Genomic DNA, 18,984 nt, shown 5'->3' with positions numbered 1-18,984 from the left:
TTCTGGCCATTGTCATGACGAAGGATGCGGACCCCTTGATGCCGAACGAGATCTGCGGCGCCTGCCGCCGAGCGGGAGACGCCTGATGGGAGCCTATATCCTGCGGCGCCTTCTCCTGATGATCCCGACGATCGTCGGGATCATGGGCATTTCCTTCCTGGTGGTGCAGTTTGCGCCCGGCGGCCCGGTGGAACAGGTGATCGCCCAGATTCAGGGGTCCGACAGCGGCGACCGGCTTTCCGGTGGCGCCTCCGACCTGCAGCCGGTCGGCGGTGGCGAGGAGGCGCGCTATCGCGGCGCGCAGGGGCTTGATCCGGAACTCGTGGCACGGCTGGAAAAGCAGTTCGGCTTCGACAAACCGCCGCTCACCCGCTTCCTCGACATGATGTGGAACTATATCCGCTTCGATTTCGGCGAGAGCTTCTTTCGCAACGCATCGGTGCTCGACCTCATCATCGACAAGCTGCCGGTCTCGATATCGCTCGGCGTTTGGATCATGATCGCCTCCTATGCGATCTCCATTCCGCTCGGCATCCGCAAGGCGGTGAAGGACGGCTCCAGCTTCGATGTCTGGACCTCGGGCATCATCATCATCGGCTATGCCGTGCCGAGCTTCCTGTTTGGCATCCTGCTGATCGTGCTGTTTGCCGGCGGCTCCTTCCTCGACTGGTTTCCGCTGCGCGGCCTCGTCTCCGACAACTGGAGCGAGCTGCCCTGGTGGCAGAAGATCCTCGACTATTTCTGGCACCTGACGCTGCCGCTGATCGCGCTGTCGCTCTCGGCCTTTGCCACCACGACGCTGCTGACCAAGAATTCCTTCATCGACGAGATCAAGAAGCAGTATGTGGTGACGGCACGCGCCAAGGGACTGCCGGAACGGCGGGTGCTCTACGGCCATGTGTTCCGCAACGCCATGCTGATCGTGATCGCCGGCTTTCCGGCCTCCTTCATCTCGGCCTTCTTCACCGGTTCGCTTCTGATCGAGAACATCTTCTCTCTGGATGGGCTCGGGCGCCTCGGCTATCTGGCCGTCATCAATCGCGACTATCCGATCGTGTTCGGCACGCTCTACATCTTCTCGCTGCTCGGTCTCGTCGTCGGCCTCGTCTCCGACCTGATCTATACCTGGATCGATCCGCGCATCGACTTCGAAAAGAGGGAGGTGTGATGAGCACGCCCGCCCCCTCCTCGGTGTCCCGCGATGTCCTTCCCGCCGATGCGCCCGTCCGGCGCCGGCTGTCGCCCACCAATCTGCGCCGCTGGCAGAATTTCAAGGCCAACCGGCGCGGCTACTGGTCGTTCTGGATCTTTCTGGTGCTGTTCGGCCTCTCGCTGTCGGCCGAACTGATTGCCAATGACCGCCCGATCCTCGTCTCCTACAAGGGCGAGCTTCTGGTGCCGGTCTTCGTCAACTATCCGGAAGAAAAGTTCGGCGGCTTCCTGGCGACGACCGATTACCGCTCGGACTTCATCCAGGGCGAGATCAACGCCAATGGCTGGATGATCTGGCCGCCGGTGCGCTACTCCTACCAGACGGTGAATTCGGAGATTCCCCATTCCGCACCGACCCCCCCCTTCTGGCTGATGGGCGCCGAGGAGCGCTGCAGTGCCTATCCAAAGGGCGTCGATGATCCGAAGTGCACGCTCGGCAATCTCAACTGGCTCGGCACCGACGACCAGGCGCGCGACGTGCTGGCCCGGCTGATCTACGGCTTCCGCATCTCGGTGCTGTTCGGCTTGGCGCTGACCGTGCTGTCGGCGCTGATCGGGGTGACGGCCGGCGCCATCCAGGGCTTTTTCGGCGGCTGGACGGATCTTCTGATGCAGCGCTTCATCGAGATCTGGTCCTCAATGCCCTCGCTCTACATCCTGCTGATTATCGCCGCCATCCTGCCGCCCGGCTTCTTCGTGCTGCTCGGGGTCATGCTGCTCTTCCAGTGGGTCGGCTTCGTCGGGGTGGTGCGCGCCGAATTCCTGCGCGCCCGCAATTTCGAATATGTGCGGGCCGCCCGGGCACTGGGCGTCGGCGACTGGACGATCATGTTCCGCCACCTGCTGCCGAATGCCATGGTCGCGACCCTGACCTTCCTGCCCTTCATTCTCTCCGGGTCGATTGCGACGCTGACCTCGCTCGATTTCCTCGGCTTCGGCATGCCGCCCGGCTCCCCCTCGCTCGGCGAGATGATCGCCCAGGGCAAGAACAACCTGCAGGCGCCCTGGCTGGGGCTGACCGCCTTCTTCGCCATGTCGATCATGCTGTCGCTTCTGATCTTCATCGGCGAAGCCGTGCGCGATGCCTTCGACCCGAGGAAGACCTACCGGTGAGGAAGGGTCGCGTTATTCCCGTTGTGAGGCTATATTGGCGAAGGCGTCACGCCTGCCCGAGGTCGCTTGGATGAACAAGATCGTTCTGGAGCATTACCCGATTTCCAAACTTCCGGAAGAGATGCGGACCGGACTACCCGATGCCGAGTCGGCGCGTGTGACCGTTGAGGTCATGCCGGATGAGGTCGACCCTCTGAAGTCGTTCTTCGACCTGAAGGACGAGGAGGTTGATCCTGGTGAAAACCTCATGAAGCTTCTGAAGCATCGTGAGGATTATCCGGAACGCTATCGTCATGGCACATCCATGGCTGAAGCGGTGCAGCGCATTCGCGAGCTACGCGACGAGTGGGATGACGAATGAGGTCACCTGCCCGTCTGTACCTCGATACGAATATCCTCATTCTGTTCAAAGAAATTCAAGGTCCGGAGCAGGAAAGGCTCGCTGCCCTTCTGGCTGCCTGCCGCAGTTTGGGCAACATACCCTTCACAAGCATGCTGACCTACAGCCATCTGCTTGTGAAACCGCTGGCGAATGGCAACCGCGACCTGATCGAAACTTACGAAGGCTGGATGGGCCGTGGTTCCTGGCTGAACACCGTTCCGATATCTTCGAAGGTTCTTTTGATCGCTTCGCTCATCAGAGCCGGTTCACGCAAGACGAAGCTTCCGGACGCCTTTCACCTCGCAAGCGCCATTGTCGCGGGATGTGGCGTTTTCCTGTCTGCTGATACAGGTCTATCGGACATTGACGAACTCGTTCACCCGTTGCGCGGCAAATTGCCGATCACGTCCTTGACGGTGCAGCGCCCCGACGAGCCAACCCTCACTGCCCTTCTGGAAAGTCTGACCGCATGACCAACGCGCTCCTCTCCGTCCGCGATCTGTCCGTCGCCTTCCATCAGGGAGGAAGCCAAACTCTCGCTGTCGATCGGGTCTCCTTCGAGATCGGCGAGGGCGAAGTGCTGGCGCTCGTCGGCGAAAGCGGCTCGGGCAAGTCGGTCACCGCCAATTCCGTCCTGCAGCTGCTGCCTTATCCCTCGGCCAGCCACCCGTCCGGCGAAATCCTGTTCGGCGGCCGCGATCTCCTGAAGGTGCCGGAACGCGAGCTGCGCGCCGTGCGCGGCAACGACATCACCATGATCTTCCAGGAGCCGATGACCTCCCTCAATCCGCTGCATACCATCGAGCAGCAGGTGGGCGAGATCCTCGAACTGCATCAGGCGATGACGCCGCAGGCGGCGCGCAGCCGCACGCTGGAACTCCTGCAGCAGGTCGGCATCCGCGAGCCGGAGAAGCGGCTGAAGGCCTATCCGCACGAACTGTCCGGCGGCCAGCGCCAGCGCGTGATGATTGCCATGGCGCTTGCCAACCGGCCGAAACTGCTGATCGCAGACGAGCCGACCACCGCGCTCGACGTGACGGTGCAGGCGCAGATCCTGGAGCTTCTGAAGAAGCTGCAGCGCCAGTATGGCATGTCCATCCTGTTCATCACCCATGATCTCGGCATCGTGCGCCGCTTTGCCGATCGCGTCTGCGTGATGACCGGGGGGAAGATCGTCGAAAGCGGCCCCGTCGGTCAGGTTTTCGAGAACCCGCAGCATGAGTATACGCGCCATCTCCTGTCCTCCGAGCCGCGCGGCGAGCCGCCCGAGGCGGACCCGTCGCGGCCGGTGGTGATGGAGGGGCGCGAGATCCGGGTCTGGTTCCCGATCAAGGCGGGCTTCCTGCGGCGCGTGGTCGATCATGTGAAGGCGGTGGATGGTATCGACGTGACGCTTCGCGCCGGCGAGACGGTCGGTGTCGTCGGCGAATCCGGATCGGGCAAGACGACGCTCGGCCTGGCGCTTGCCCGGCTGATCTCCTCCGAAGGGCGCGTCAGCTTCATCGGCAGCGATATCGGCGGCTATTCCTTCCGGCAGATGCGTCCGCTGCGCGACCGGCTGCAGGTGGTTTTCCAGGACCCCTATGGATCGCTCAGTCCCCGCATGTCGGTGGGCGAGATCATTGCCGAAGGCCTCAGGGTGCATGCGCCCGCACTGTCGGCCGGCGAGCGCGATCGCGCGGTGGCCGCAGCCCTGGAGGAGGTGGGCCTCGACCCTGCCACCCGCTGGCGCTACCCGCATGAATTCTCCGGTGGCCAGCGGCAGCGCATCGCGATTGCCCGGGCCATGGTGCTGAAGCCGCGCTTCGTGATGCTGGACGAGCCGACGTCTGCGCTCGACATGACGGTACAGGCGCAGGTGGTCGATCTGCTGCGCGATCTGCAGAAGAAGCATGATCTCGCCTATCTCTTCATCAGTCATGACCTGAAGGTGGTGCGGGCGCTGGCGAACCACGTCATCGTCATGCGCGCCGGCAAGGTGATGGAGGAGGGAGCCTCGCAGCAGATCTTCGCCGCGCCGAAAAGCGAATACACCCGCGCGCTTATGGATGCCGCCTTCAACCTGCGTGCGGTCGAGGCCGGTAGCGTCAGCCAGTAGCCGGGAGCCGTTCGGGAACAAAAGCGCTTTTCCGCCCGTTGCCCCGAAAGGCCGCGCGCCATTTCGTGCGGCGCGTCATGGAGGAAAGCCGCAATGAGTGATCGCAACGAGATCGAAACCGGTCGTGGGTCGCGGGCAAGCGATCCGCGTCCCCAGCCGGAGGGGCATCGCGACGAGATGCCGATGAGCGCCACCGAGGCCCGCCAGGGCCGGCGCGGCGCGCCGGTCATTGCGGTGCTGGCGGGCGGCCTCCTGCTGGCCATGCTCGCCTGGGGCGCCGTGGAATGGTGGGCGCAGACGACCGAGCCGCCGGCCGAGCAGACAGCAACGCCGCCGGCCGGAGACACCGCGCCCGGCAATCCCAACGCCCAGCCCTCCTCGACGCCGTAAGCCGTGCCGGGGCCGTGCTTCCGGCCGCCGCCAACATCAATCGATTTGATGATTGGGTCACTGGACTTTGAGCCCTGTTTTTTCGATAACGTGCGGGGAGGTCGTCGGCCGATGCCTCTGATGTTGAGGGAAGGAGCCCTTTCCGGACGAGGCGAGGGCAGAGGCAGCCATGGCAGCAAAGACCGATATCGCCAGACGCGTGTATAACCACACGTGGAAGCTCGACCCGATCATCCGCAGCCTGATCGATACCGATTTCTACAAGCTGCTGATGCTCCAGATGATCTGGAAACTCTATCCGGATACGGATGTCACCTTCTCGCTGATCAACCGCACCAAAAGCGTCAGGCTGGCCGAGGAGATCGATGAGCAGGAACTGCGCAACCAGCTCGATCATGCACGCTCGCTCAGATTGTCGAAGAAGGAACTGATCTGGCTCGCCGGCAATACCTTCTACGGTCGCTCGCAGATCTTCGAGCCGGAATTCCTGGCCTGGCTTGCCCATTATCAGCTGCCGGAATACGAGCTTTCCAAGCGCGACGGCCAGTATGAACTGACCTTCCACGGCCGCTGGACGGATACCACCATGTGGGAAATTCCGGCACTGGCCATCATCAACGAGCTGCGCTCCCGCGCCGCGATGAAGTCGCTCGGGCCCTTCACGCTCGACGTACTGTACGCCCGCGCCAAGGCGAAGATGTGGGAAAAGGTGGAGCGGCTGAGAACGCTTCCGGGCCTGCGTATCTCCGATTTCGGTACCCGCCGCCGCCACAGTTTTCTCTGGCAGCGCTGGTGCGTGGAAGCGCTGAAGGAGGGCATCGGTCCGGCCTTCACCGGCACCAGCAACGTGCTTCTGGCCATGGATTCCGATCTGGAGGCTGTCGGCACCAATGCGCACGAACTGCCGATGGTGGTGGCAGCCCTTGCCAATAGCGATGCGGAACTGCGCGCGGCACCCTACAAGGTTCTGAAGGACTGGAACCGCCTCTATGGCGGCAACCTGCTGATCGTGCTGCCCGATGCCTTCGGAACCGCCGCCTTCCTGCGCAATGCGCCGGAATGGGTGGCTGACTGGACCGGTTTTCGCCCCGACAGCGCCCCGCCGATCGAAGGCGGCGAGAAGATCATTGCCTGGTGGCAGAAGATGGGGCGCGATCCGAAGCAGAAGCTGCTGATCTTCTCCGATGGCCTTGATGTCGATGCGATCATCGATACCTATCGGCATTTCGAAGGCCGGGTGCGCATGGGTTTTGGCTGGGGCACCAACCTCACCAATGATTTTGCCGGCTGCGCGCCGAGCCAGATCGACGGGCTGAAGCCGATTTCCATCGTCTGCAAGGTCAGCGAAGCCAATGGAAGACCGGCGGTGAAGCTCTCCGACAATCCGCGCAAGGCGACGGGCAGTCCGGAGGAGGTGCAGCGTTACCTGCGCTTCTTCGGCCAGGAAGACCGCGTCGAACAGGCGGTCCTCGTCTAGGCAGATGCAAGGCGGGTGCCGTCCGGAACCCGCCTGCCTCATTGTCTGTCGCGATCAGTCGAGGATCTGCACGACCGTATGGGTCTGCGGATCGACGATCACCCGCTGCTCGTTGACCACCGCATAGGCATAGTTGCCATGCTCCGGCACCGGGGTCAGCACCACCGTGTCGGGAATGGCCTCGCCGACAACGACCTCGCGTTCCAGCATCACCGGCCGGGGTGCCGGTTGCGCGCGCACATAGGTGACAACCTCCTGCGGCGGCGGATCGATGGCGGTGCCAAGAGCGGCGCCAGCGATGCCGCCGACTGCGGCGCCCACCGGTCCCCCGACGATGGCGCCGGTGATCGCACCACCGGCCGCACCTGTCGTCGTTCCATCCTGCGCTGCAGCAGCAGTCGCAAAAGTCGCTGCAAGAACAGCGGTTGATGTTAGTATAAACTTACGCATAAGGTCTCTCCTCTCGCGCTTCAGATCGATGACGGAAGAACCCCGCGCGAGGATTTTCGTTCCGTCTGCTCCATCATCGACAGGAAGGAGAGCTGCAAATGCTGCGCCAGCAGTCCGTCACACGGTCGTTGGCGCCATCGCTCCGATGCGCCCGGACAGGCCGTGTGACGATTGGAAAAACATCAGTTGACATCGGAAACAAAAGTTGTGACAAGTCGCAGCACGACAGATCGAGGCTTCGATGGAAGAACTGAGTGCCCAGGAAAATGCTGTCCTGACGATGATCAGGGACAATCCCTTTGCCGGCCAGCAGGAGATTGCCGACCAGCTGGGCCTTGCCCGGTCCACGGTGGCGGCGCATGTGGTGCAGCTCGTCAACAAGGGCTATATCCTGGGGCGCGGCTATGTCCTGCCGGAGCCGTCGCGCATGGTGTGCATCGGCGGTGCCGTCTTCGATCGCAAGTATCGCGCGCGCCAGACGATCATTCCCGAAACCTCCAATCCTGTCGATGGTGCCAGGAGCTTTGGCGGTGTCGCCCGCAATGTGGCGGAGAATCTGGCGCTGCTCGGCACGCCGGTCAGCTTCATTTCCATTGTCGGAGAGGATGAGACCGGCAGTGCGATGCTCGCACATCTGAGGGAACGTGGCGTGGATGTGAGCCAGGTCGTCACCGTGCGCGAGCGTCCGACGGCCGAATATGCCGCCGTGCTGGATCCAGCCGGCGATCTGGTGCTGGGGCTTGCCGATATGGGGATCTTCGATCTCTTCCAGCCCGGCCATGTCGACCGCGCCTGGTCGCATCTTGCCTCTGCAAGCCTCGTCTTTGCAGATTGCAACCTGCCGGCGGAAACGCTGCAGCATCTCGTCATCCGCCGCCAGGGCGCCCGCTTCCGGCTGGCGATCGATGCTGTCTCGACGCCGAAGGTGGTTCGCCTGCCGCAGGATCTGACCGGCATCGATCTCCTGTTCATGAATCTGGACGAGGCGAACGCGCTGCTCGCCCGGCATGGAAAGCCGCGGGCCGACGACAGCTTTCAGGCGGCAGAGGCGCTCACCCGGCTCGGCGTGAAGGAGGCGATCGTCACCATGGGGCCGCGCGGCGTTGCGGTGGCATCCGGCGAGGCAGTGTGCCACGTTCCGGCCGTGAAGGCCGAGCCGGTCGACATGACCGGCGCGGGTGACGCCATGATCGCCGCCACGCTCCATCGCCTGCTGGTCGGCGACGAGACCGCCCGGGCGGCACGAATGGGCGCGCTGCTCGGCGCTCTCACCACGGAAACAGCCTCCAGCGTGCATGCGGAGCTTTCGCCGCGCTTCCTGGAGGCCAATCTTCATCGGCTTGCCGAAGAGAAAGGATGACCATGACCCTTCTGAAACCGAAACTGAGCCGCGAGGTCGCCGAGGCGCTGGCGGCCGGTGGCCCTGTGGTGGCGCTTGAATCGACCATCATCACCCATGGCATGCCCTATCCGGCCAATCTGGATACGGCGCTCGCCGTCGAAGCCGTGGTGCGCGAAAACGGTGCTGTGCCGGCCACGATTGCCGTGATCGGCGGCGAGTTGCGGGCGGGTCTCGAACATGACGAGCTCGAGGCACTCGCCCAGGCGAAGGGCGTCGTGAAGGCCTCCGGCCGCGATCTCGCCGTTGCCATGGTGCGCAAGGCCTCCGCCGGCACGACGGTCTCTGCCACCATGCTGCTTGCCGATCTCGCCGGGATCGATATTTTTGCGACCGGCGGCGTCGGCGGCGTACATCGCGGCGCCGAACAGACCTTCGATATCTCCGCCGACCTCACCGAACTCGGCCGGACGAAGACCGCCGTCGTCTGCGCCGGCGTCAAATCCATCCTCGATATCGCCAAGACGCTGGAATATCTGGAAACCCAGCGCGTGCCGGTGATTGCCTATGGCACGGAGGATTTCCCGGCCTTCTTCACCCGGAAGAGCGGCTACAAGGCGGACCATCGCCTCGATACGCCGGAACAGATTGCCGGGGCCATGCACCTGCATCACGGGCTCGGCACAGGCACCGGCCTGATGATCGCCAATCCCATTCCGGAAGAATTCGCGCTGACGCCGGACTTCATCGACGGCACGATCGCCGATGCGGTCCGCGAGGCAGAGGAAAAGGGCATCGGCCGCAAGGACCTCACGCCCTTCCTGCTCGCCCGCATCAACGAATTGTCGAAGGGCGAAAGCCTGAAGGCGAACATCGCGCTGGTGAAGAACAATGCTGCCCTTGCCGCCCGCATGGCGGTTGCCTATGCGGCGCTGAAGAAGAGCGCTTGACGTTTGCAAGAGGGCTTCGGCGTCCAGCCGGTGCCCTCTTTCGCCGAAGCGATGATCAGACCGGAAGCCTTGCCAGCCGTTCGGTCAAAAGCGCATAAAACCCGTCGGCATCGACATGGCGCATGAAGGTGGCGTTCTTCGGCCGTGTCGTCACGCCCCACCAGTCGGCAACCGTCATGCCCTTGGTGAGTGCCGAGTCCGTTTCGATCTCCACATTGCACAACCGCCCCTCGTAAAGCTCCGGCTTCAGGAGATAGGCGATCACGTTCGGGTCGTGCAGCGGGCCGCCATCGGTGCCGTATTTCTGCTCGTCGAAACGTTCGAAGAACTCCAGCCAGCCTACAACAGCCTCCGCAAGCGGCGTTCCGAGCGCCTTGATCGCGGCGACGCGCTTCGCCGTCGTCAGCGTCTGGTGGGTCACATCGAGCGGCATCATCACGATCGGTGCGCCGCAGCCGAAGCAGATCTTGGCCGCTTTCGGATCGACGAAGATGTTGAACTCGGCGGCCGGTGTCACGTTGCCGCCTTCGAACAGGCCGCCGCCCATCAACACGATCTGCTGGATGCGCGCGGCAATCGCCGGTTCGCGGTCAAGTGCCGTGCCGAGATTGGTCATCGGGCCGAGGGTGCAGATCGTCACGGTGCCGGGCTCATGCGCCATCAGCGTCTCGATGATGAAATCGACGCCGTGCTGCGGCTCAAGCGGCATGGTGGGCTCCGGCAGGTCGGCGCCGTCCATGCCGGTTGCGCCATGCACGTATTCGGCGGTGAACAGACTGCCTTCCATCGGCCCTTCGCAGCCGGCAAACACCTTCACGTCGGTGCGGCCCGCGAGTTCGCAGACCTTGCGGATGTTCTTCGAGGTGAGCGTCACCGGCACATTGCCGGCCGCAGCCGTGATCCCCAGAACCTCGATCTCCGGGCTTGCCAGTGCAAGGAGAATGGCGAGCGCATCGTCCTGGCCGGGATCGGTATCGATAATGATCTTCTGGGGCATTTTCGTCTCTTTGGTCACGAAAGGAATGGGGGGAATCCGCGGGAAGGCAAGGGCTTTCGCATGTCTCGCTCAGCGGAGCAAGAGACCGGAAGCTGCGTCGGTGTCGCCGCCAGGGTGGCCGTCAAAGCGAGGCCGCAGCGCGGGCGGCCTGGTCGTAATGGCCGGAGAGCGCACGAAGGCGTGCGGCAATTTCGGACAGCGTCTCGGCGGAAACCTCGGTCGACAGAACCGAACGCACCAGCAAAGTTTCGCGCATGGCCTTGTAGCGGCGACAGGCATCGGCGCCGGCCTCCGTCACCATCACCAGCTTTTCCTTGCCACGCTTGCCGGATTTGATCAATTTCAGCCGCTCGAGCTTTTTCAGCGAATAGGTGACGACGTGGGTGTCCTCGATATTGAGCACGAGGGCGATATCGGCGAGCGTCTTCGGTTTGCCGCGGCTGTTGATGTTGTGCAGCACCAGCGTGTCGACGGGGGAGAGATCCGGAACGCCGGAGGCGGCCATGCAGCGCACCATCCAGCGGCTGAAGGCGTGGTTCAGCATCACCAGGCCGAATTCGATTTCGGACAGCGCGGGAAGGGCACCGCTCGCCAGATGCTCCGAGGAAACGATGGGCCCAGTCTGGTCATCGAGGTTCGGCATGCTGTGTCTCCCGCAAAAAAACGCCGCCGGACAGGTCCGGCGGCGTCCCATAAATCACATCTTCTTATAGGCGTCCACGATCGCGGCGCCATCGGCGCCCGCCTTGGCCAGCCAGTCCTGCGTCAGCTTGTCGCCAACCTCGGAAAGACCTTTCTTGAGATCGGCGCTCGGCGCGGCAACCGTCATGCCGTGCTCCTTCAGCGTCGCCATGTAGGCCGCGGTCTTGTCCTCGGCGAGCTTCCAGCCGCGGGCTTCGGCGGCGGCGGCTGCCTCTTCGACGGCCTTCTGCGTGGCCGGATCAAGGGCAGCAAAGGCCTTCTTGCTGACGAAAGTCACGTTCTTCGGCAGCCAGGCCTGGGTGTCATAATAGTGGGTCAGCGATTCCCAGATCTTTGAATCGACGCCGGTGGCGCTGGAGGTCATCAGTCCGTCGACGGCACCGGTTGCCAGCGCCTGCGGCAGTTCAGCCGCCTGGATGGTGACCGGCTGCGCGCCGACGAGCTCGGCAATCCGCGAGGTGCCGACATTATAGGCGCGCCACTTCAGGCCCTTCATGTCGGAAACCGTGTTGAGGTCCTTCTTGGTGTAAATGCCCTGCGGCGGCCACGGGGTGGCGTAGAGCAGCTTCAGGCCCTGCCCGTCGAGTGCCTTGGCAATTGCCGGCTTGGAGGCCGCCCACAGCTTCTTCGACTGTTCGAAACTCGTCGCCAGGAAGGGCACGACGTCGAGGCCGAAGACCGGGTTTTCGTTTTCGTGCAGCGACAGCAGGACCTCGCCCACCTGGGCCTGGCCCGTCTGCACGGCGCGCTTGATGTCGGGCGCCTTGAACAGCGAGGCGCTCGGATAGACGGTGATCTTCAACGCACCCTTGGTGGCGGTATCGACATCCTTGGCAAAGGCGTTGAGGTTTTCGACGTGATAATTCGCCGGCGGATAGGCAGAGGGCAGAACCCACTGCGTTTCGGCAAGCGATGGGCCGCTGAGGGCAAACAGGCTTGCGGCGGCAAGCGTCAGACGGCGAAGGATTGGCATCGGCTGTGTCATGGTCTCAAGTTCCCCTTGGTTGATGTTATCCCGGAAAGGCCAGTTTCGGCAGAATCAGCACGATATCCGGGAAGACCGTGATGATGACGACGGTGACGACGAGAAGCAGGAAGAAGGGCAGGGCGGCGCGAGCCACGGCCAGGCTGTCCCGGCCGCTCATCGTCTGCAGCACGAAGAGGTTGAAGCCGACCGGCGGCGTGATCTGCGCCATCTCCACCATCAGCACCAGGAAGATGCCGAACCAGATGAGGTCGAAGCCGGCCTGCTGGATCATTGGCAGCACCACCACCGTGGTCAGCACGATCATCGACAGGCCGTCGATCGCGCAACCGAGCAGGATATACATCACTGTCAGCACCGCGATCAGCGCATAGGGGCTGAGCTGGAAACCGTCGACCCACTCCGCCAGCGCGTTCGGAATGCCGGTATAACCCATGGCGATCGACATGTAGCCGGCACCCGTCAGGATCAGCATGATCATGCCGGTCATGCGGGTTGCGCCCATCACGCTGTCCCGGAAGGATTTCCAGGTCAGCGCCCGCTGCCAGGCGGCCAGAACCAGCGAGCCAAGGACACCCCAGGCGGCACATTCCGTCGCGGTTGCCCAGCCCATCAGCAGCGCTGAAAAGACCGTCAGGATGAGGAGAGCCAGCGGAATGAGGTTCAGCGTTTCCGTCAGCTTCTGCCGGAAGGGAATGGCCGCAGGCTTTGGCGGCATCTTGCCGGGGTTCATGAGGGCCCAGACGCCGATCGCGCCCATGTAGAGTACCATCACGATGACGGCCGGCAGCAGGCCGGCCATGAACATCTGGATGATCGAGACATTGGCCGCCACCGCATAAACGATCATCGGAATCGACGGCGGTACCAGAAGACCGAGCGTTCCGGCACCGGCAATCGAGCCGAGACTGATCGTCTCGTCATAGCCGCGCGCCTTCAGTTCCGGCAGCGTGATCTTGGCCACCGTGGCGGTTGTCGCGGCCGACGAGCCGGAGACCGCGCCGAACAACCCGCAACCCAGCACGTTGACATGGATCAGGCGGCCAGGCAGCCAGTTGAGCCAGGGAGACAGGCCGCGGAACATCTCGTCCGAAAGCCTGGTGCGGAAGAGGATCTCGCCCATCCAGACGAACAGAGGAAGGGCAGTCAGGCTCCAGGAGGCGCTGCCACTCCAGGCATTGGTGGCAAGCGCCGCGCCGATGGAAATGCCGGGCGGGGCAAACTGCATGGCAATGAAGCCGCACAGCAGAAGCGTCATACCGATCCAGAGCCCGCCGGCCAGCAGGAAAACGAGGGCGCCGAGAATGAGGCCGGAGACCTCGACCAGGTGGATACTGTCCATCGTCACACCCCGCTTTCCATCACGCGCTCGACGAACTCATCCGTCGTTACCGGTTTCGGTTTTTCGTAGCGCGGAGCACCGCCAGCCAGAAGGTTGAGAAGTTCATCGATGAAGCCGAGCGCCAGAATGCCGAGGCCCGTGGCCATGCCAAGCTGCGGGATCCACAGCGGAACTGCGATCACGCCCTGCGACATGTCGCTGAACTCGAAGGAAACGAGCACCATGTCGATGGCGTACCAGGCGAAATAACCGCTCGCCGCCGTGCCAAGCGCCGTGCAGATGATCTCGACCAGACGTCGCGGTAGCCCGCTAAGCTTGTCGATCAGCAGTTCCATGCGGATCAGCTCGCCGGAACGGAAGGTGTGGGCGAGCGCCAGGAAGGCGCAAGCCGCCATGCACCAGGAGGCAAAATCATCACCGGCCGGCACGTCGATGCCGAGCGGGCGTCCCGCCGAAAGAGAAATCATGATCAGGAAGATCGCGACCAGGAAGGCGCCGGCCAGCCATCCGGCCGTGAGGTACAACCCGTCCAGCAGCGCTGTGAGCCAGTCGGGAAAAAGGGCATGGTGGCGGTTCTGTTTAGCGGAAGACATGGCAAGGCCTCCCGCTTGGCGCAGCATATGCAGTCATTGGCTTCCCCTCGGTTGCCGGTTTCGGCCGGGCTTTTTCGCCTCTGTTGCCGTTGATTGAGGCATGATGACGGAAGAGGCATTTTTCGTCAACTAAACATTGACGATTTGTCGATGAAATGTTTTTGTGGCGTCAAATCAGAAACTGGAGACGGGAACATGACGCAGAAAAAATGGGATTTCTGGATCGATCGCGGCGGCACGTTCACAGACATCGTCGGTCGCGCGCCGGATGGTCGGCTGATCCCGCACAAGCTCCTGTCGGAAAACCCGGAAGCCTATCGCGATGCGGCCGTTCAGGGCATTCGCGAGCTCCTCGGGCTGAAGGCCGGTGAGGCCATTCCGCCGGGGCTGATCGGTGCCGTCAAGATGGGCACGACGGTCGCCACCAATGCGCTTCTCGAGCGCAAGGGCGAAAAGACGTTGCTCGTGACCACGCGCGGTTTCCGTGATGCGCTGGCGATCGGTTACCAGGCGCGCGCCGATATTTTTGCCAAGGAAATCCTGAAGCCGGAACTGCTCTACAGCGCCGTCGTCGAAATCGACGAGCGCGTGCGTGCCGATGGTACGGTCGAGGCCGAGCCGCAGGCGGATGTGGTCAGAAGCGAACTGCAGGCGCAATTTGACGCCGGCTTCCGCGTCGTTGCCATCGTCTTCATGCATGCCTACCGCTTCCCCGCCCACGAGCAAGTGGTGGCGAAGATTGCCCGCGAGATCGGTTTTACCCAGGTCTCCGTCAGTCACGAGGTGTCGCCGCTCATCAAGCTGGTCGGCCGGGGTGATACCACCGTGGTCGATGCCTATCTTTCGCCGATCCTGCGCCGTTACGTGGAGCAGGTGGCGAGCGAACTCGGCGCTGGCGGCGAAGACGGCGCGCAGTTGATGTTCATGCAGTCCTCCGGGGGCCTGACGGCCGCCAGCCTGTTCCAGGGCAAGGATGCGATCGTCTCCGGTCCGGCCGGCGGCGTGGTCGGTGCGGTCGAGACGTCCAAACTCGCCGGCTTCGACCGGATGATCGGCTTTGACATGGGCGGCACCTCCACGGACGTCTCCCATTACGACGGCGAGCTGGAGCGGTCCTTCGAGACGGAGGTCGCGGGCGTGCGCATGCGTGCGCCGATGATGTCGATCCATACGGTTGCCGCCGGCGGCGGCTCCATCCTGCATTTCGAAAACGGCCGTTTTCGCGTCGGGCCGGATTCCGCCGGTGCCAATCCGGGGCCGAAGGCCTATCGCCGCGGCGGACCGCTGACGGTAACGGATGCGAATGTCATGCTGGGCAAGCTCTCGCCGGACCTGTTTCCGGCCATTTTCGGCACCGGCCGCAACGAAAAGCTCGATGCCGATGCCGTGCGCACCGCCTTCGAACAGCTTGCAGCCGAGATCGGCGACGGGCGCACGCCCGAGGCGGTGGCCGATGGTTTCCTGGCGATCGCGGTCGAGAACATGGCGAATGCCGTCAAGAAGATCAGCGTCCAGCGCGGTTATGATGTCACGAACTATGTGCTGACCTGTTTTGGCGGTGCCGGCGGCCAGCATGCCTGCCTGACCGCCGATGCGCTCGGCATCTCGACGGTGCTGATCCATCCCTTCTCGGGCATCCTCTCGGCCTATGGCATGGGTCTTGCGGATATCCGCGCCACCCGCCAGCGCACGGTCTCGGCGCCGCTCGTTGAGGCGCTGGAAAGCCTGCCGTCGCTGCAGGCGGAGCTCAGCGGTGCAGTGATATCCGAACTGCGGACGCAGGGTGTGCCGGCTGTGGATGTCGAGGTGCTGCATCGCGCACACTTGCGTTATCAGGGCACCGATACGACGCTCTCCGTCACGCTCGACACGGCAGATGCCATGGTGGAAGCCTTCGAGGCGGCTCACCGCAAGCAGTTCGGTTTCACCTTCGAGGGGCGCGAGATCGTCTTTGAATCCTACGAGGTGGAAGCCATCGGCGGTGGGGCGGATTCGCATGAACCGCGCCACGAACTCGATCAGGCCGAACCGCTGGCAGCCCTTCAGACCCGCTTCTTCTCCGGTGGTGCCTGGCGTGAGGCTCCGGTCTTCCTGCGCAAGGATATCCGTCCGGGCGCGAAGGCTTACGGTCCGGCCCTGCTGGTTGAGCCGCACCAGACGATCGTGATCGAGGAAGGCTGGGCCTTCGAGGTGACGGCACTCGATCACGTTGTGCTGAAACGGGTGAAGACGCTGTCGCGCGCCGGTGCCGTCGGCACGGCCGCCGATCCGGTTCTGCTTGAAGTTTTCAACAATCTCTTCATGTCGATCGCCGAACAGATGGGCGTGACGCTGCAGAACACCGCCTCCTCCGTTAACATCAAGGAACGGCTGGATTTCTCCTGCGCCGTTTTTGACGCCGATGGTGCGCTGGTTGCCAATGCGCCGCATATGCCCGTGCATCTCGGCTCGATGGACCGTTCCGTCGAAACGGTGATTGCCGCCAACAGGGGCAAAATCCGTCCCGGCGACGTGTTTGCCCTCAACGCGCCCTATAATGGCGGCACGCATCTGCCGGATATTACCGTCGTGACACCGGTCTTCGATGAGGCGGGCAAGGATATCCTCTTCTACGTCGCCTCGCGTGGCCACCATGCCGATGTCGGCGGCACCGCGCCGGGTTCGATGACCCCGCTCGCCACCACCGTCGATGAGGAAGGCGTGCTGTTCGACAACGTGCTTCTGGTGGATCAGGGCCGATTCGACGAGGAAGGCATCATCCGCCTGATGTCGGACCATCCTTATCCGGCCCGCAATGTCGCCCAGAACGTCGCCGACCTGCGCGCCCAGATCGCGGCCAACGAAAAGGGCGTGCACGAAATGCGCAAGATGATCGCGCAGTTCGGGCTGGATGTCGTCAAGGCCTATATGGGCCATGTGCAGGACAATGCCGAGGAAAGTGTCCGCCGTGTCATCGAGAAGCTCTCGGACTCCGAATTCTCCTATGCGACGGACCAGGGCAGCACCATCAAGGTGAAGATCACGGTCGACAAGCAGGCCCGCGAGGCGACCGTGGATTTCACCGGCACCAGCGCGCAGAAGAAGAACAACTTCAACGCGCCGGAACCCGTCACCCGGGCGGCGGTGCTTTATGTCTTCCGCGTCATGGTGGAAAGCGCGATCCCGATGAATGCCGGCTGCCTGAAGCCGATCCGCATCATCGTTCCGGAAGGCTCGATGCTGAAACCGCATTACCCGGCCGCCGTCGTCGCCGGCAATGTGGAAACCAGCCAGCACGTCACGAATGCGCTGTTCGGCGCGCTCGGCGCCATGGCCGCCAGCCAGGGCACCATGAACAACCTGACCTTCGGCAACGAGACTTACCAGTATTACGAGACCCTGTGCTCCGGTTCGCCGGCTGGCCGGTTCCGCGATGGCCGCGGTTTCAACGGCACCGATGCGGTGCATGTGCACATGACCAACTCGCGCCTGACGGACCCGGAAATCCTGGAAACCCGCTATCCGGTGCTGCTGGAGGATTTTCATATCCGCAAGGGCTCCGGCGGCAAGGGTCGCTTCCATGCCGGCGACGGCACGGACCGCACCATCCGTTTCCTGGAGCCGATGGACTGCGCGATCCTCTCCTCGCACCGCACCATCCGTCCGCACGGGCTGGACGGCGGCGAGCCGGGCGAACTCGGGCTGACCCTCGTTCGCCGTCTCGACGGCACCATCGAGGAACTGGCCGGCTGCGCCCAGACGCACCTTGCAAGCGGCGAGGCGATCACCGTCCGCACGCCGACAGCCGGCGGATTTGGCAAGGCTTGACGCCTTCCACTTTTGCTTGAACCTTTGGCAAAGCCCCCTCTCTCCACAAGGGGGAGACACTTTGCAGCACCCGCCCGGGCTTCGATCGGCTTCGGCGGGTCGGCTGGATTAAAGCCCTCCCCCTTGTGGGGAGGGTTGGGAGGGGCATTTTTCGACTGCTATAGCCCCTCGCCAGTGTGGGGGAGATGGCGGCAGCCAGAGGGGGCGTATCGTCCCGGCTAGACGTTTCCTTCTGACGGGCAGCTGCCGAACCGCGCATTCATCCAGAAAGAACCAAACAGCCTCCGCCACGTAGTACTGAGCAGACACGGAGGCTTTCATGAACGACACCAGCCCATCACAGACCGGCAGGCTCGCCTGGATCACCGGCGCCAGTTCCGGCATCGGCAAGGCGGTCGCCGAACGGCTTGCGCGGGAAGGGTGGCGGGTCGCCGTCAGCGCCCGCAGCGCGGAAAAACTGCAGGCGCTGGCCGAACAGCATGCCGGCCGCGTCTTTGCCTTCCCGCTGGACATCACGGATCGCGACGCGGCACTCGCGACGGCAGACGCCATCCGCGTCACCCACGGTCCGATCGAACTCGCCATCTTCTCCGCCGGAACCTACAAGCGCGACAGCGTGCGCCGCTTCGACGCCCGCGATCTCGCCACCACGATAAACCTCAACGTGGTCGGCACGGCGAATACCATGGAGGCCGTCATTCCGGATATGATCGCCAGAAAGCAGGGCGAGATTGCCGTGATCGCCTCGGTAGCCGGTCTCGTCGGCTTGCCTGGTGGTGGGTTTTACGGAGCGAGCAAGGCCGCGCTCAACAATCTCTGCCAGGCGCTTTACCCGGAACTGGAGCGCGAAGGGGTGCGCCTTCGCATCATCAATCCGGGTTTTGTCGACACGCCACTCACAAAGAAGAACGATTTTCCCATGCCCTTCCTCATCTCGTCGGACGAAGCCGCCGATGCGATTGTCTCCGGCCTGAGGACGAACCGCTACGAGATCATCTTTCCCTGGAAGATGGCCGTCGCCATCAAGCTGCTTGCGAGCCTGCCGAAGAGCCTCCTTTTCCGCATCACGCGGCGGATGCTGCGCAAGCCGGGATGACGGTCTTCATCAAGAGCGTGATGCATTGCAAAAGGCCTCGAGCAGATCGCC

Annotated in this window: 17 protein-coding genes; 11 read left to right on the top strand and 6 right to left on the bottom strand. The window is 63.2% G+C overall.

The features are described from left to right. Nucleotides 1-85 precede the first annotated feature (85 nt). From KLP42_RS16480 to pncB, 7 genes are all read left to right on the top strand, one after another. Nucleotides 86-1,168 (top strand): microcin C ABC transporter permease YejB, encoded by a 1,083-nt coding sequence (locus KLP42_RS16480; RefSeq protein ID WP_215568044.1) that lies wholly within the window; start codon nt 86-88, stop codon nt 1,166-1,168. Further along, nucleotides 1,168-2,325 carry an ABC transporter permease gene (locus tag KLP42_RS16475; protein WP_215568043.1) on the top strand — a complete coding sequence of 386 codons (1,158 nt, stop codon included), beginning with the start codon at nt 1,168-1,170 and terminating at the stop codon, nt 2,323-2,325. The genes KLP42_RS16480 and KLP42_RS16475 overlap by 1 nt, the downstream gene beginning before the upstream one ends. 70 nt (nt 2,326-2,395) lie before the next feature. After that, nucleotides 2,396-2,686 carry a hypothetical protein gene (locus tag KLP42_RS16470; RefSeq protein WP_143126604.1) on the top strand — a complete coding sequence of 97 codons (291 nt, stop codon included), beginning with the start codon at nt 2,396-2,398 and terminating at the stop codon, nt 2,684-2,686. Further along, complete coding sequence (locus tag KLP42_RS16465; RefSeq protein WP_215568042.1) at nt 2,683-3,180, top strand: type II toxin-antitoxin system VapC family toxin; 498 nt, start codon at nt 2,683-2,685, stop codon at nt 3,178-3,180. Before KLP42_RS16470 ends, KLP42_RS16465 begins: the two co-directional genes overlap by 4 nt. Next, entirely contained in the window at nt 3,177-4,805 is a 1,629-nt protein-coding gene (locus KLP42_RS16460; RefSeq protein ID WP_215568041.1) for an ABC transporter ATP-binding protein, read from the top strand. The genes KLP42_RS16465 and KLP42_RS16460 overlap by 4 nt, the downstream gene beginning before the upstream one ends. Nucleotides 4,806-4,898: 93 nt before the next feature. Continuing rightward, a complete protein-coding gene (locus tag KLP42_RS16455) occupies nt 4,899-5,195 on the top strand; it encodes a hypothetical protein (protein ID WP_215568040.1) in 297 nt (98 codons plus the stop codon). 169 nt (nt 5,196-5,364) lie between these two features. After that, the gene (pncB, locus tag KLP42_RS16450) at nt 5,365-6,672 is read left to right on the top strand and encodes a nicotinate phosphoribosyltransferase (protein WP_215568039.1); all 1,308 of its coding nucleotides are present in this window, start codon (nt 5,365-5,367) and stop codon (nt 6,670-6,672) included. 54 nt (nt 6,673-6,726) lie between these two features. Here pncB and KLP42_RS16445 read toward each other — a convergent pair whose 3' ends face one another. Next, nucleotides 6,727-7,122 carry a DUF1236 domain-containing protein gene (locus KLP42_RS16445; protein ID WP_215568038.1) on the bottom strand — a complete coding sequence of 132 codons (396 nt, stop codon included), beginning with the start codon at nt 7,120-7,122 and terminating at the stop codon, nt 6,727-6,729. Between the two features lie 241 nt (nt 7,123-7,363). Here KLP42_RS16445 and KLP42_RS16440 point away from each other — a divergent pair, with 241 nt between their 5' ends. Both KLP42_RS16440 and KLP42_RS16435 read left to right on the top strand, forming a co-directional pair. Then, a complete protein-coding gene (locus KLP42_RS16440; RefSeq protein ID WP_215568037.1) occupies nt 7,364-8,482 on the top strand; it encodes a carbohydrate kinase in 1,119 nt (372 codons plus the stop codon). A gap of 2 nt (nt 8,483-8,484) precedes the next feature. Further along, entirely contained in the window at nt 8,485-9,411 is a 927-nt protein-coding gene (locus KLP42_RS16435) for a pseudouridine-5'-phosphate glycosidase (protein WP_286675482.1), read from the top strand. A 55-nt stretch (nt 9,412-9,466) separates the two neighbouring features. Here KLP42_RS16435 and KLP42_RS16430 read toward each other — a convergent pair whose 3' ends face one another. The 5 genes from KLP42_RS16430 to KLP42_RS16410 form a co-directional block, all read right to left on the bottom strand. Beyond that, on the bottom strand, nt 9,467-10,408 hold the full coding sequence (locus KLP42_RS16430; protein ID WP_215568035.1) for a nucleoside hydrolase: 942 nt from the start codon (nt 10,406-10,408) through the stop codon (nt 9,467-9,469). Nucleotides 10,409-10,529: 121 nt separating this feature from the next. Then, a complete protein-coding gene (locus tag KLP42_RS16425; protein ID WP_215568034.1) occupies nt 10,530-11,051 on the bottom strand; it encodes a winged helix DNA-binding protein in 522 nt (173 codons plus the stop codon). A 54-nt stretch (nt 11,052-11,105) separates the two neighbouring features. Continuing rightward, the gene (locus KLP42_RS16420; protein WP_215568033.1) at nt 11,106-12,095 is read right to left on the bottom strand and encodes a TRAP transporter substrate-binding protein; all 990 of its coding nucleotides are present in this window, start codon (nt 12,093-12,095) and stop codon (nt 11,106-11,108) included. Between the two features lie 25 nt (nt 12,096-12,120). After that, nucleotides 12,121-13,437 (bottom strand): TRAP transporter large permease, encoded by a 1,317-nt coding sequence (locus KLP42_RS16415; protein ID WP_215568032.1) that lies wholly within the window; start codon nt 13,435-13,437, stop codon nt 12,121-12,123. A gap of 2 nt (nt 13,438-13,439) precedes the next feature. After that, nucleotides 13,440-14,030, bottom strand: coding sequence for a TRAP transporter small permease (locus KLP42_RS16410; protein WP_215568031.1), 591 nt, complete (start codon nt 14,028-14,030; stop codon nt 13,440-13,442). Between the two features lie 195 nt (nt 14,031-14,225). On the opposite strand from KLP42_RS16410, the gene KLP42_RS16405 reads away from it, so the two are divergent. Further along, a complete protein-coding gene (locus KLP42_RS16405; RefSeq protein ID WP_215568030.1) occupies nt 14,226-17,837 on the top strand; it encodes a hydantoinase B/oxoprolinase family protein in 3,612 nt (1,203 codons plus the stop codon). A 319-nt stretch (nt 17,838-18,156) separates the two neighbouring features. Then, on the top strand, nt 18,157-18,933 hold the full coding sequence (locus tag KLP42_RS16400) for an SDR family NAD(P)-dependent oxidoreductase (protein ID WP_215568029.1): 777 nt from the start codon (nt 18,157-18,159) through the stop codon (nt 18,931-18,933). Nucleotides 18,934-18,984: the final 51 nt, after the last annotated feature.

The sequence above is a fragment of the Rhizobium sp. CSW-27 genome, from assembly GCF_018760785.1.
Taxonomy (GTDB): domain Bacteria; phylum Pseudomonadota; class Alphaproteobacteria; order Rhizobiales; family Rhizobiaceae; genus Neorhizobium.
The sequence above is the reverse complement of the archived record's forward strand: the minus strand, read 5'-3'. Positions and strand labels throughout refer to the sequence as shown.